Source organism: Pedobacter humicola (genome assembly GCF_056490705.1).
Window position 1 is genome coordinate 107,197 of sequence record NZ_JBWJIG010000008.1, and the last position, 13,950, is coordinate 121,146.

General features: G+C 39.4%; 11 protein-coding genes. 3 read left to right on the top strand and 8 right to left on the bottom strand.

The window, feature by feature from the left end; genetic code table 11:
• Positions 1 to 2: 2 nt before the first annotated feature.
• Entirely contained in the window at positions 3 to 2,495 is a 2,493-nt protein-coding gene (locus AC04Q1_RS14210) for an alpha-L-rhamnosidase-related protein (protein ID WP_478365249.1), read from the top strand.
• 14 nt (positions 2,496 to 2,509) lie between these two features.
• Here the strand turns inward: AC04Q1_RS14210 and AC04Q1_RS14215 are convergent, their stop codons facing one another.
• Positions 2,510 to 3,403 carry an AraC family transcriptional regulator gene (locus tag AC04Q1_RS14215; RefSeq protein ID WP_478365250.1) on the bottom strand — a complete coding sequence of 298 codons (894 nt, stop codon included), beginning with the start codon at positions 3,401 to 3,403 and terminating at the stop codon, positions 2,510 to 2,512.
• Between the two features lie 265 nt (positions 3,404 to 3,668).
• Between AC04Q1_RS14215 and AC04Q1_RS14220 the strand changes: the two genes are divergently transcribed.
• Positions 3,669 to 4,052 (top strand): LytR/AlgR family response regulator transcription factor, encoded by a 384-nt coding sequence (locus AC04Q1_RS14220; protein WP_478365251.1) that lies wholly within the window; start codon positions 3,669 to 3,671, stop codon positions 4,050 to 4,052.
• Positions 4,053 to 5,265: 1,213 nt separating this feature from the next.
• Entirely contained in the window at positions 5,266 to 5,967 is a 702-nt protein-coding gene (locus tag AC04Q1_RS14225) for a hypothetical protein (protein ID WP_478365252.1), read from the top strand.
• Positions 5,968 to 6,087: 120 nt separating this feature from the next.
• Here the strand turns inward: AC04Q1_RS14225 and AC04Q1_RS14230 are convergent, their stop codons facing one another.
• The 7 genes from AC04Q1_RS14230 to AC04Q1_RS14260 all read right to left on the bottom strand — a co-directional run bounded on the left by AC04Q1_RS14230 (position 6,088) and on the right by AC04Q1_RS14260 (position 13,943).
• A complete protein-coding gene (locus tag AC04Q1_RS14230; RefSeq protein ID WP_478365253.1) occupies positions 6,088 to 7,023 on the bottom strand; it encodes a phosphatase PAP2 family protein in 936 nt (311 codons plus the stop codon).
• Position 7,024: 1 nt separating this feature from the next.
• Positions 7,025 to 7,645: a sterol desaturase family protein gene (locus AC04Q1_RS14235; protein ID WP_478365254.1), complete on the bottom strand. Its 621-nt coding sequence runs from the start codon at positions 7,643 to 7,645 to the stop codon at positions 7,025 to 7,027.
• A gap of 293 nt (positions 7,646 to 7,938) precedes the next feature.
• Complete coding sequence (locus AC04Q1_RS14240; protein WP_478365255.1) at positions 7,939 to 9,228, bottom strand: DUF4833 domain-containing protein; 1,290 nt, start codon at positions 9,226 to 9,228, stop codon at positions 7,939 to 7,941.
• A 9-nt stretch (positions 9,229 to 9,237) separates the two neighbouring features.
• Positions 9,238 to 11,781 (bottom strand): DUF5686 and carboxypeptidase-like regulatory domain-containing protein, encoded by a 2,544-nt coding sequence (locus AC04Q1_RS14245; protein WP_478365256.1) that lies wholly within the window; start codon positions 11,779 to 11,781, stop codon positions 9,238 to 9,240.
• Complete coding sequence (locus AC04Q1_RS14250) at positions 11,782 to 12,156, bottom strand: GtrA family protein (RefSeq protein ID WP_478365257.1); 375 nt, start codon at positions 12,154 to 12,156, stop codon at positions 11,782 to 11,784.
• A 5-nt stretch (positions 12,157 to 12,161) separates the two neighbouring features.
• Positions 12,162 to 12,617, bottom strand: a complete 456-nt coding sequence (locus AC04Q1_RS14255) for a phosphatidylglycerophosphatase A family protein (protein WP_478365258.1) — start codon at positions 12,615 to 12,617, stop codon at positions 12,162 to 12,164.
• Positions 12,618 to 13,943: an inositol-3-phosphate synthase gene (locus AC04Q1_RS14260; RefSeq protein WP_478365259.1), complete on the bottom strand. Its 1,326-nt coding sequence runs from the start codon at positions 13,941 to 13,943 to the stop codon at positions 12,618 to 12,620. It lies immediately after the preceding gene.
• Between the last annotated feature and the right edge of the window lie 7 nt (positions 13,944 to 13,950).

A 13,950-nucleotide genomic window follows, 5' to 3' on the forward strand; every position in this document is an offset into this window, starting at 1 on the left:
GTATGATATTCCCTAAACCCATATTCTTTATTTTCACCTGTCTTTTTTTACCCATAAGCGTTTTTTGTGGAGCACTAAAATCGCCCATCTTACACGATCAAAAGAATAAAACCGTTTATATCACTGTCCCGGATAAAAGTATTTCGATACTGATCGATTATTCGAAGGGCTGTTTCCTAAAGGAGTTGAATTTAAAGGGCAAGAATACGCTTTCTCCATCGGGAATTTCAACTGGCGTCACTTTACAGAAAAACAATATCACATCACTTCACTCAAGCGAGATAAAGGTTACACAAAGCGCATCAGGAATTACGTTAAATGGCATTACTTATGGTAAAGGTAAGGCCAGAGTGACTGAAACCTGGATTTTTAAGATAATCGGCGAACGCATTATCTGGAATATTGAGCGCACTTATGCTGACAATATGCTCCTGGAGGATCAGGCTTTCCCGCAATGGAATTTTGCCAATCTTTCTACATTTAAGGGCGGAATACTGGATAACGGAGGTATGGTTTGGTGCAAATACCTCGGGCAGGAAAATGATACTTACGGCGTTCATACAGGCGGTGTAACCTTTTGGAACGCAGTATCGGGAGATGCGCTTCAGATCAGTCCGAAGGTTTCGAATGATCAAAAAATAGCCGCCAAATTCTCTCAGGGCAAACTCGGCACATTTACCTTCACACAAATGGTTACCGATACCCCACTGGCTCAACGTTATCACTTAAGCCGTTATATGGCCGGGCATTTTGATGTGTTTTCACCCTCAATGGTAAAAAAAGGTAAGACTACCCTAAGCCTTACCTTAGCCTATGTTGATTATTTTAAGACCTACTCAAGGGGTAAATTACCAGAAATAGATGCCATTGCAGTACGGGAACTGTTGAACACCACCGGGCGATATGGTGTAGTAGACAACAATATTATTGGGGCAAACGGATGGCTTACCAACTGGAAATGCCTTCACGAGCCATTTTTTGCCCAGATCGGATTGGCCGTCAACGACCCCAACTACGATCGCAACATGGCTGCAACCCTCAACCAGGAGCGCGATGAAGCGATGCTCGCTGATGGGCGTGTACTTTCCCGATGGCACGATATTCCAGGCGATGAAATCAAGGGCACTTACAATCCTAAAACAGGCTATTATGAAGCGATGTGGGGTTATACAGTCGATTCGCAAACAGGTTATATAATCAATGCAAGCGAACTGTTTGATCTGAACGGAGATACCACCTGGCTGAGGTCGCATCAGAAAAGCTGCGAAAAAGCACTCAACTGGTTAATCAGACGCGATAGCAATCATAATGGTATTTTTGAGATGATGAACAACAACATCGCAGAAAAAAAAGCCAGCGATTGGCTTGATATTGTTTGGGCAAGTTACGAAAACGCTTTTGTTAATGCACAGTTATACGAAGCATTAAACCTGTGGGCAAACTGCGAAAAAATATTAGGGAACCAAACAGGTTCAGATTACTATTCGAAAGTTGCTCAACGGCTTAAAGCAGCATTCAACAAAACGACTCATGATGGTGGCTTTTGGTCGGCTGAAAAGAAACAATATGTTTATTGGAGAGATAAAGATAATAGTATCCATGGTGATAACCTGGTTACACCTGTAAATTTCGCAGCTATTGCCTTTGGTTTATGCGATGATCGTGAGCGGATCAGTCAGATTTTAGATCAGATTGCAGACCGTTCCAAAGCAGAAAACCTATTTCATTGGCCATTATGTTTCGATTCGTTTAAAATAGAGGAAGTTAGTGGTGGAAACTGGCCTTTTCCAAAGTACGAAAATGGCGATATTTTTCCAACGTGGGGTTATCTCGGCGTTAGGGCTTATGCAGGTTACAATAAGGCTATCGCCTTAAAATACATCAATAACCTGCTTGCGCAGTATCAAAAAGACGGACTTTCTTCGCAAAGATATAGCCGTGTAACACAAAAGGGCCTCGGTGATGATATATTAGCAGGAATCAGTACCAGTATAACCGCCCTTTACCGCGATCTGTACGGATTAAGGCCAAAATGGAACCGGATGGGTTTAGAACCCAACATGACCAGCAAACTGAATGGTACAGCATTTAATTATACCCTCAGGGGAACAGTTTATCAAGTAGCATTAACAGAAAATGATTATTTATTGAACACAACAAATTTTTCAGTCAAAAGCACGGAACACTTTGGTGCAGGCAAAAAAGCTAATGTACTTACCTACTACCACCAGAATAAAGAGACAATGCTACTGGAAATAAAAGGTATTACCCGTACAAAATTAGATCTGAAAATTAATTTGTGGGATGAAAAAACGATTGCAGGAAAAATAAATTCAAAAGGTTTGTATTCTGTAGCTGTAAAAGGCTTAAAACCGGCAAGTGATTATTTAGTCAGGATTAATGGGAAAGATAGTTTAATTAAAAGCCAGGAAAACGGAACCGTAGCTTTTAACCCCAAGGGGAATATCGTAGATTTTGTCATAAAAACCATTTAACCTGTGAATAATGACTAATCCAGCGGCATCACATTTTCCAACAGGCGATAGGCTTTAGGCGATATACCGTTTTTCTTTTTGAAAAGTTTTGAAAAGTAAAATACAGATACAAATCCTGTTTGCTCAGAAATTTCGTTGATATTCAATAAAGTATTGGTTAGGAGATCTTTTGCACGATTTAGCCGCAAATTGAGGTGGTATTGGTTGGGAGATTCGCCCGTTACTTTTTTGAAGGCTTTACGGAAGGCAGAATATCCCATTGGAAGTTGTTTTGCCAGTTCTTCCATATCAAGCGTATTTTCAAAAGATTCATGTATAATAAACTGGGCCTTGTAGATCAATTTTCCTACCGGATCATCATGATGCAGTAAATGGTTTGTAAGGGTATTGATCTGTCCAAGTATCTGTAGCGTAATACCCGCGATCTGTTGTGGATAACCTGTTAGCGACGCGCGCACTGCATCAATTAGTTTTCGAAAAAGGATCAGGATATCTTTATTCAAACCAACAGTGAGTAAAGGATTTTGGTGATCAAAAAACCCATTTCCCATCAATTGTTTAGCGTAAAAGCCATTAAAGCCAACCCAGTATTCCTCCCAACCTGATTTAATATCCGGCTTATAACGATGCCAGATACCCGGATAAAGCACAAAACAAGTCCCTTCAGCAATTGGTGTTGGCAGTGTTAATGCCGATTCATAAAGACCTTTACCTTTCGAGATAAATACGATGTAAAAATCGTTAAGTGTACGCCCCCTGTTCCAGGTAAGGTGATTGCTTTCCGGATGTTTTTCTCCGGGATAATTTTCATCAGGTGCTACCTTCGAATAACCTACAGAAGTATTATAGAACCCCCACTTTTCTTCTGTTTCCGTAACATTAAGGTATTTAAAATAATTGTGGAGCATGTATTAAAGGATCAGTATTCTTAGGTCAGGCATCATGTATTGTGGGAACTAAAATACAACAACTCTGCAATATTAAAAGACATTAAGGGCAAACCATCATTTTAGCCTTTAGAAATTAAAAAAATGTAAATATGCTAACGGATATTGAATATGTTTGTCTTCCTTCTGGTAACTGGTGATAGGATTTTAAAAGTATTTATTTTATTTTTTTGTACAAATAACTAGCTTAGTAAAGCTTTTGCTACCACAAACAAAAACACTGTATATGAATACCTCAAAAACCGGTACTTATAGCTGCGTAATCTTAGATGATGAGCCCCTCATCACAAAGATTATAGAACGTTATATTTCCAATATGGAAAACCTTGAACTTAAAGGTAGTTTTACAGATCCAATTGATACAATGGCTGCATTTAAGGAATTTGAAAAGATAGATTTTCTTTTTTTAGATATAGAAATGGGTATTTCTGGGTTTGATGTGGCAAGAATGCTCAGAAACCATGTCAGGTTTATTATATATGTGAGTTCGCACAGTAGCTACTCCATAGATAATCTGTCTAATGCCGACAGACTTTTGGTTAAACCTGTTGATTTTAGGGCATTTCATGATACCGTAAATGATCTGATTTCGGGAGGGAGAAAACAATAAAAGCCTGCACATGACCATTTTCTTTAAAGTAAAGACATTCGTATTTACTTTACTGCAATTAAAAATCATATCTGAAATTTCTCCGTTTCTAGCCTTCTAAATTTGCCGTTCATGGAGTTTTTATGCCTATTCATGGAGTAAAACTGCCCCTCTAACTATTTTCCATTTCAGAACATTTAATCTTGCACTAAATTTGTCTCAATCAACCGAAACCTATTCGTGTTATGATTTAGCTACAGAGGGAAATTATAATTAGGGATAAATGGGTTTCTCTCGCATCATTACGATTGAGATGATGTTTGCTATTAAAAGAGGGGAAAAGTACAGGGATATATGAAGTACCCTCTTTCTTGGAATATGTTCAAATCTACCTATGTGGAATTTACTGTTACCACTATAAATTAAATGAAGAAACTTAGTCGTCTATCTTCAAAAACAATAATTGTTAGTGGGCATCACAGGGGCTGGCAACAAACCAGTCCCTTTTTTTGAAAAGAAGTCTTTTCCCGAATGAACATTGACATTGATCCAAGGTTTAACAGTTCAGTTTATAAATTTTTAATACCTAAAAAAACGCCGATTTATTCAAATCTTCAATCAGAAATTTTTGTTTAATGATCAGAGCGGGGAATAATGGGGAATTTTCTACCCAATATTACTGAGCATATAAAAACTTACACGTATATATGCTCATAAAAATAAGGATCATGGAAATAAAATAAATCTTTAAATAATAGAAAAAGGCTGCATCCGCAGCCTTTTTACTCCTAAATTCGTTTACCATATTATTGATAAACCTTACGTGAACCCTATTAAATGCAAACGAAATGCCATTTAATTTAAGTGATATTTTTCACCTTCGTTTTAACCATCAATACACGGAGCATCTTTTATCATTAAGAAAGTTTTAATCGGTGATGTGAGGATTTATCTTGGATCTCGGCCACAAGACTTTGGGCTATTTTACCATTTAGCAGGTAAGCCCATTGAGATTTACCAGCAATCGCTATTCGTCATTGCAAATTGATTGCTGGTTGTCTGTTTCCATCATCATATTGTCAACATGCTCCATTCTTACTTTTTGACCAATTTATATCCGATTTAGATCTTTTAAGCCAATGCCGGGCAAGCGAAATTTGTAGCCACTTTAATGGTTTTACGGTAACCACTAAATCCTTGTAGGGTATTCCAGCATAGTTAAAAATTTATTATCATGTTAAAAAACACAATTAAACCTGGCTCAAAAGGGTTTAGAACAGCAATGATCAGATTTGTTGTTTATGGAGCAATCATTTACCTCACAGCAGAATTTCTAAAATGGAATGTTACGCAAGAAATGGGTGCCAGCAAGTTCTCGGAAGATTCTATAGTAGAATCTGTTCAAAGCCTCCTGTTGTTAACCTGTGCGTTAATTTACCTGCGCGTATCCTTTAAATATAAATCGATGTTTCCATTGGCCTTTGGGCTTTTTGCTTTTACTTTTGCTTCATTGATCAGGGAACAGGATGCTTTTTTAGATGAGCACATATTCGATGGTGCCTGGCAAACTGCTGCATTTGGCACATTGTTATTAGCGGCATTTCTTATTTACAGAAAAAAGGATGTATTTCTTTCCAACATGAATGATTTTGCCTCAAAATTCTCATTCGGAATACTCTTATCCGGTATATTTACCACCTATATTTTTGCCCGTTTATATGGCAGAAAAGTATTCTGGATGGCCGTTATGGAAGCGCAATATACCCGTGATGTAAAAAATGTATCGGAAGAGTCTTTAGAACTTTTTGGTTATGCCCTGATTCTGATTGCAAGTGTTGAGTTTTATTACTTTGCAAAGGCCAATAGCATTATGGCCATTCGTGGTACTGAAGAAAACAGGAATCAGCAGCATGTTTATCTGAAAGTGGGTTCTTAGCGTTTCAGTTTACATTTGGGAGAAAACAAAAAAATATTGTCATACTGAGCCTGTCGAAGGACAAATATTTTTTTGTTTTCTCTTATTAAGGGTCTTCGACCCCCTTCAGACTGACGATTTTTATATCCTTTTGATATAAAAGGCAATAAAATCCTTCATTCTGGTGTGTTTAACAAGGTAATTGAAACTGATGATACCCATTGTTGCGCAACTTATCCCGGCCAAAACATCGAGGGTATAATGGTGACTGGTGTAAATGGCCGAAAACCAGATGCCGATCATCACCACCAAAAAGAAAATATTGATTTTCCCCAGTTTGTTTTTTAATCCATAATAAGCAACAATAACGGGGTATGACGAATGCAGCGATGGCATGGCCGCAAATACATTAGACCCCTTGCTGTATATTCCCTGAAAAAGCGTGATGTTAAAATAATGATCAAACCTGGCCAAGCCTGCTGTATTGCCAGCGGTTTTGGCAATAAAGGTAAATCCGTGTTCCTGTACATACCAGGGTGGTGCGGCTGGAAAAGCATAATAAACTACAAACCCCAATAAATTTACCCACACAAAAGTGAGCGAAAACTGAATAAACTGCTCCTTATTTTTAAAGAAAAGATAAGTGGCAAAAGCCAGGGGAACCGGCACCCACATCAGGTAGAAAACACCTGTTAACACATCTAAAAATGTATTACTGTTCAGCTTCCAGTATTCATTCGGTGTAAGTGTTAGCCCATGGTAGGGTATGCCAAATATATTTCTCTCCAGCTCATATAAATCTTGAATGTGCACCGCATTAAAAAGATAGTTTGGAAAGGCTTTCATGTAATCGAAAAGGATCCAGTACACGATAAAAATCGAAAAGCCAAGGATAAAACGCCTTGTCCCTTCAGAGATATAAAACAGGGTATTAAAAATAAAAATCAGCACAAGCTGGTCGGTTTTAAAGCCGACCAGCAATGCTGATAACAATAGATATCCAACAGATATAGCAACTGTTAGATAAATATTCCGAAGATTATAAAAACTGCTTTTGAGCAAAATATCTTGCTGCATATTATTTTTTCTCAAAATTAGATCTAAAAATGTGATCCCAAAAAGTCCAGCTTACGCCATATCCTTTGGTCGAATCGGAATAATGGTGAAGCATGTGGTGCTGCTTTAGCTGTTTCCAGAAACCACTTTTAAAATTGGCATGGTGAAGCGCATAATGCACCATATCGTAAAAAAGATAACCGATCATAAAGCCTGAGAAAAAGGGATAAACCGTAGTTTCTGGCAACAACCAATCGAAAAGAAAGTAAAAGCCCAAAGCCATAGGGATACTGGCTGAGGGCGGCATTACCAATCTTTTGGCATCATTGGGATAATCGTGGTGCACCCCGTGGAAAATAAAATGGATCTTCTTGCCCCACGCTGCATCTGGCTCGAAATGAAAAACATAGCGGTGTAAAATGTATTCAGTAATGGTCCAGATGCCTAGGCCGAGCAAAAACCAACCTGCAAAACTTAAAACAGGCATTTCAATCTGCCAAAGCGCTTTCCAAAAAAGAAAGGCAATCACCGGAACATATACAATCAACGGCACATAAAACCTGACTTTGGATAAACTTTCCAAAAAGTCATTCTTAAACATCCTGATGGATGCGGTTGAATTTGAAACAAAATTCTTTTTCATTGGTAATAATTTTTAGTCTTCGACTACGCTCAGACTGACATTTAACTTTATGTTCGGTCGTCATCTCGACTGAAACGCCTGCCCGTACAGGCGGGGAGAGATCTATCCCGAGGTAGATTTGGCTACGCTGTGCACTCCGTGGTTCTCTACTTCGCTCGAAATGACGATTCGAGAGATTGCTTCCCCCGAAGGATCAGGGCAGGCTGTCGGCTGAAAAATCCTTCTCGCAATGACGGATTGGTTGAGAACACGCCCTGCAATTACGCCCCTCGCAAAGCCCTCAACACCATTCGCTAAACCTTAATCCTTTCAATCAATACTTTTGACGGCTCCGAAACATCAAAACCTTTTATCTCTACATATTTCACATTCGGAAACCAAAATGTACCACCTTCAATCCGAAGGAAGATCCTATCCAGTTGCATTTTCTTATTGTTAATGGTCGCAAAAACGTGGTATTTTTTATCTGCACCAGATTTATTCAGGTACATCGGTAGTTTTTTGTGCGAAGTAAACCGAAGTTCGAACTGTCCATTACCAAGATCTTTGCTAATGATGCCATAAGCGAATTTGCGCTGGATATAACTTAAATCTTTCTTTTCACCATTATCCCCATAACGCATCCAAAATACATTTACAGGCTGATCTTTATTCACCACCCCATGTTTATCTATATTTAACTGGCAGATGATGGTATTGGTATTCGGATCGCGCTGCAGGTAAAACAGTTGATTGCTGATATCTTTTGGTGTAGGGAAAGTAATCGGAGAAGGATCGGTGCCCTGTGCATTGGCATTAACGGAAAGTCCAAGGCCCAAACCTCCTATCAATACCAAACCTGCAATCAATGCAGCCTTATTATTTCCTTTTCGCTCGTTAAATTCTTGTGCTTCTAAGCCTTTTTTGGCTTCCTGTAATCTTTTAACTGCAGTAATATTGGTTAATACGGCCATTAAGGTAATCGGCATGGTAAAAATCGACATCGTTTCGAAAACATGAAACGAAATGCCCGGCACATACACTTTATAACCGCCACCCATAAAATGGCCAGCAATGCCACAGGCGATAGCAAAAACACCAATGGTAACTACCCTTTCAGGCCGTTGCATTAAACCGCCTTTACATTCTACGCCCAAACCCTCGGCCCTTGCCCGGGTATAGCTCACCATCATCGAACCAATCAGCGCAATAAACGCAAACAAAGAACTTAAGAAATAATGGTGTGCCACCAGGTAATAACAGATGCCCAAAAACATAATCATTTCGCTGTAACGGTCGAGCACCGAATCGTAAAGTGCGCCAAATTTAGAACTCATGTTTCCCAATCGTGCCACCTGACCATCGAGCATATCGAACAGACCTGCAAAAAGCACCAATGCCCCGCCCCAACCGATGTACGACATATCGCCTCGGTTTGATTTTTCGGCACCAAGTACGAAAATAACCGCTACACCAATATTCAGGATAAGGCCAATGGTAGTTACCATATTTGGCGTTAAACCTATCTTGATCAATCCCTTAACAAAAGGATTGATTATTCTATATATGCCCTGCTGCAGGCTGTCACGCAATTTAGTTTCCATAGCTTTTTCTTAAAAATCAAATTTTACCCTTGCCCTTATTCCCCACTCCGAAACTTCCGGATTATTAAGGTAATTGAAACGCTTCACCAGATCAATCCTCAAGAGTTTAAAAATATTCCCTACGCCAACACTGCCTTCCATATAAGGCTCGTTACCCAAAGCATAAGTTCTTTGTGCACCGTTTTCGTAAATAGGAAGCTGATATAATCCGGTTTGAAAATTTGGGTTATTTTCATTCCGTAAGCCGCCATACAATGCTTTAAATGATACCACTTCTCTTAATTTCAGGCGTTTAATCAATGGCACTTTATTAAAAAAGAAGCCATTAAAATTGTGATCGATATTGATGCTCACATAATGGTCGCTCACAAACTCCAGAAAGTTCATCAGGTTGTATGAATTGAGCTGATAGGCATAAGTTTGGTTGGCGCGATGTATATCCAAAAGCGGAAAAGGCACTTTCCCGGCAATGTAGCTGCCTTCAACGGTTACATCAGTATAACCCAACTGCGATAAATAGAAGCGTTTATCAATGCTTCCCAATAAGTTATGGTAGTTGTATTCGCCCCCAAAAACACCTTTCAAACCTGCGGTATAGCGCAGATTAAATACAGGATAGCGATCGGCAATAGGCACACGGTATATTTTTCCCTGATAAAACTTTTCGTTCGGCGCATATCTTAGCTGCAGGGAAAGTTCACTGGTGGTTAACCTGTTGACCAACTGATGATTCGAGTTGAGGTAATTGAGTCCTCCGGCAGGCGTTTGACTCCATTTTTTAAAGCCTAAGTTGTAGGAAAAATGATTTTCGAACTCTCTTACATAGTCCAAACGGTAAAAATCGTTGTACAGCAGCATATCGTTTACCCCTCTTTTAAAGGATAACAAAAAGTTGTCTTCCTGTACAAACTGGAGTTCCTGTCCTGGTATTTTGGTATCACGCTGGAAACTTGCCCGGATATAATTCTGTGGAAACTCGTAAATGGATTTATTGTTAAATGAATACGTTCCTGAAAGGAAAAACTTCCATTTCTCATCCTTAATGCCATAAGCCAGATAGTTCTCGAAATAATAGCGTTTGCTCAGCTCTGGTGTTGTTCTTCCGCCAACACGCAACCTTAACCCTTCCACATTGTTAAAGCTGTAAAATGTATTTACCGGACCGATTTCGTAAGGACCTAAATTCTGATAACCCGCAAATAAAAGGGTAACAATTTTCATTGTCCGCTTAAAGGATGGCAGATTTTGCAGCGTATCAATATTGCCATAAATCTTTAACTGGTTTTTTGAGATGGTATCCAATCGGTTATTCTCCCAAAATTTATCATCTCTTTTTGCAGCACCGGCCTGTACAACCGTACTTTTCCCCTGAAAAACAGTATCAGGCAACACCGTATCAAACTGGTAATTTTTGAAGGTAACCGTGCGTTCACCAGTAAAGCCAATGCCTTTGGTTTTACCGATACCAAAATCTGCCAACAGGTTGCTTCTGCTCAAACTGTATTTCCCTTTATCGTTTGCTTCAAAATTCAGGTCGATTTTTAGGGAGCGGACAAAATTGAGATTAATGTTTTTATTTACCCCAAAAGAAGCACCAGTAATAGCGTAATGACTATCGTTGGTGACATATATTTTCCCCTCGAACAACATATCGTTTGTATTACGGGGCGTAAACGACAGTTCAATGATCTGAGGTTTTTGATTCTTTAGGGTATCAGTGATAAAAAACTTATAAAAAGCGGGGGCACCATCTGAAATCGGGCTCAAGAACTCATTACTGATGACGGAAATGTTATTTTTATAAATATCGATATCCTGATACATCCGATCGAAATAGGTTTTTAATCCCTTATTATCGATGTACCTGCTATCAAACTGAACCTGTTTTTCACCGATTACAATGGTTTTATTCTTTTCAGGGTTTTTACTGAGGTAAGTATCGGCCAGTTTCTCCTGGATATATACCGGCAAAAGGTTTTTTCCGCCTATTAAGGTTGAATCCTGCTCCTGAAACAAAAACTGATAATTGCGGAACATTTTTTTGTTCTTAAACTTATCCGAAACATTGCTCAGCGAAAATAACATCTTTTCGTATTGTCTGAAGGAGACTGTATTGTAACTCTTAATGCGGTTTTCTTCTTTATGTGCAATCACCTGGCGGATCAGTTCGACTGCCGGGTTATCTTTGTTGCGGTATTTTATCTTTTTACCACCAATAATGATCACTTCATCCAGCGCCTTAGCATCGGGAACTAAAGCAATATCAAATTCCTGGGTTGCAGAAGGCACGATATTCTTAAAAACCGTGCGGTACCCAACATAATTAAAACTTAGCCCGCTTTGTGGGTTTGGCGAAGCAAGCGTATATTTCCCGTTCACATCGGTCTGGGTACCTATCTGGGTATCCTTAAAAAAAACGGAAACATTAGGCAATGTTTCTTTGGTCACGGCATCGCGTACCGTACCCGAAACTGCGGTGCGTTGGGCAAAAGCATTTACCTGCAGTATAAAACTGAACACTACAAGGAGAAAAAACGAATGAATAGGTTTCATTTAACTTGAAAAAATAAACTGCTTTTGCATGATATAATTATAGCTTATACCCGTTAAAACGGAGCTCAAAACTTTGGCGAGTACGTAATTGAGATTAAAAAAATGCGTAAAAACAAATACACCCGCTGTAACGATGGCCAGATTCCCTGCCCACACCAATATGTATTTTAATATCTGCCATTTAATAGCAGTAGACTGGCTTTCGAAAACCCATTTCCGGTTGATGTAGAAATTAACAATCCCGCCCGAAACAGTTCCGCTAATGCTTGCTGCGAGATACCACCAACCCAAAATGTTTACGGCGAAAACAGTTACGCCGAAATCAATTGCGGAGGCGATTATTGAAGAACCCTGTGCCTTTAAATACGTAAACATCGGATCTAAAAAAGTTCTAATAAAACAACCAGCTGAAGAATCACATTCGCGTAAACACCAGCCAGTACATCATCGGCCATCACGCCCCAACCGCCCGGCAGTTCTTCCAGTTTACGGATGTAAAAGGGCTTAAGGATATCAAAAAATCTAAAAAGAACAAGTCCGATAAGGGTATATTGCCATTTTAATGGCACAAATAACAGGGAAATACACATTCCTGCCACTTCATCAATGACCACTCTTTGATGGTCTTTTCCCCAAATCTCTTCTACCCGATCGGCACTCATCACGCCCAACGTCACGATGAACATGGTGCAGAGTACCGGCCATAAATATGGGTTGCTATAAGGGCTCTGGGAAAGGTGCCAGCAGATACAGGTTGCTATTGCAGCATAAGTACCGGCACCTTTGCCGATATAGCCTATTCCCAGAGCCGTTGAAAGAAATTTGTGGATAAACACTTATACGGTTTCTATCAGTTCTTCTTCGTAATCCTGACCTAAATGGGTGATCAATTCTTCGCCCATGATGTAACGCAAGGTATTCTGAAGTTTCATTAACTGTTTAAAAATGTCGTTTTCTGCTGGTACACCTGGTATGGTTTGTGGTGATTTCAGGTAGAATGACAACCATTCCTGAATGCCCGACATATTTGCACGTTTGGCCAAATCAATAAACAAAGCAAGATCCAATACAATTGGTGCGGCTAAAATCGAATCGCGGCAAAGGAAATTGATTTTGATCTGCATTTTGTAACCTAACCAACCGAAAATATCGATGTTATCCCAGCTTTCTTTGTTATCACCGTGAGGCGGATAATAGTTAATCCTGATTTTGTGGTACATATCGCCATATAAATCTGGGTTCACATCTGGTTTAAAGATATCTTCCAATACACCCAGTTTAGATACTTCTTTTGTTTTAAAGTTATCCGGATCATCCAATACCAAACCATCGCGGTTACCTAAAATATTATCAGAAAACCAACCGTTTACACCTAATGAACGTGCTGCCAAACCAGGTGCCAAAATGGTTTTCATTAAAGTCTGACCAGTTTTAAAGTCTTTACCGGCAATTGGTGTATCGGTCTCTTTAGCCAATTCGATCAATGCCGGAATATCTACCGTTAAATTTGGTGCGCCATTGGCAAATGGAATACCTAACTTTAATGCAGCATAGGCATAAATCATACTTGGTGCAATGCGAGGGTCGTTGTCTCTTAAACCTTGCTCAAAAGCAGCAAGCGATTCGTGCACTTCTGAAGCTTCGAAATAGATTTCAGTAGAACCACACCAAACCAGTACAATACGGTCGCAGTTGTTTTCTGCCTTGAAGTTTTTAATATCTTCCATTACCGCTAAAGCCAGTTCGTAACGGTTATCGATATCCTTTACATATTTACCATCAAGGTTTTTTACATAATTTCTGTCGAAGGCAGCACGCATCGGTTTGATGGCCTGTAATTCTTCACGCACATCGCGCAAAAGGTTGGCATCCAGTACACGGGCATTCATTGCTGCTTCGTAAACGTTATCTTCATAAACATCCCAGCCCCCGAATACCAGGTCGTCTAAACCTGCCAAAGGCACAAAATCTTTAATTTTAGGTTGTTTATTTTCAGTTCTTTTTCCTAATCGGATCGTTCCCATCTGGGTTAACGAACCAATAGGTTTTGATATCCCTTTTTTAATTGCAGCAACTCCGGCAATCATCGTTGTTGCTACAGCGCCAAGGCCTGGCATTAATATACCCAACTTGCCTTCAGCTGCTTTTACTTGTTGTCTCATTCTATTT

Bases quoted from the DNA above. Each gene is read 5' to 3' on its own strand.
- AC04Q1_RS14210 (WP_478365249.1), top strand. From the start codon at position 3: ATGATATTCCCTAAACCCATATTCTTTATTTTCACCTGTCTTTTTTTA.
- AC04Q1_RS14215 (WP_478365250.1), bottom strand. From the start codon at position 3,403: ATGCTCCACAATTATTTTAAATACCTTAATGTTACGGAAACAGAAGAA.
- AC04Q1_RS14220 (WP_478365251.1), top strand. From the start codon at position 3,669: ATGAATACCTCAAAAACCGGTACTTATAGCTGCGTAATCTTAGATGAT.
- AC04Q1_RS14225 (WP_478365252.1), top strand. From the start codon at position 5,266: ATGTTAAAAAACACAATTAAACCTGGCTCAAAAGGGTTTAGAACAGCA.
- AC04Q1_RS14230 (WP_478365253.1), bottom strand. From the start codon at position 7,023: ATGCAGCAAGATATTTTGCTCAAAAGCAGTTTTTATAATCTTCGGAAT.
- AC04Q1_RS14235 (WP_478365254.1), bottom strand. From the start codon at position 7,645: ATGAAAAAGAATTTTGTTTCAAATTCAACCGCATCCATCAGGATGTTT.
- AC04Q1_RS14240 (WP_478365255.1), bottom strand. From the start codon at position 9,228: ATGGAAACTAAATTGCGTGACAGCCTGCAGCAGGGCATATATAGAATA.
- AC04Q1_RS14245 (WP_478365256.1), bottom strand. From the start codon at position 11,781: ATGAAACCTATTCATTCGTTTTTTCTCCTTGTAGTGTTCAGTTTTATA.
- AC04Q1_RS14250 (WP_478365257.1), bottom strand. From the start codon at position 12,156: ATGTTTACGTATTTAAAGGCACAGGGTTCTTCAATAATCGCCTCCGCA.
- AC04Q1_RS14260 (WP_478365259.1), bottom strand. From the start codon at position 13,943: ATGAGACAACAAGTAAAAGCAGCTGAAGGCAAGTTGGGTATATTAATG.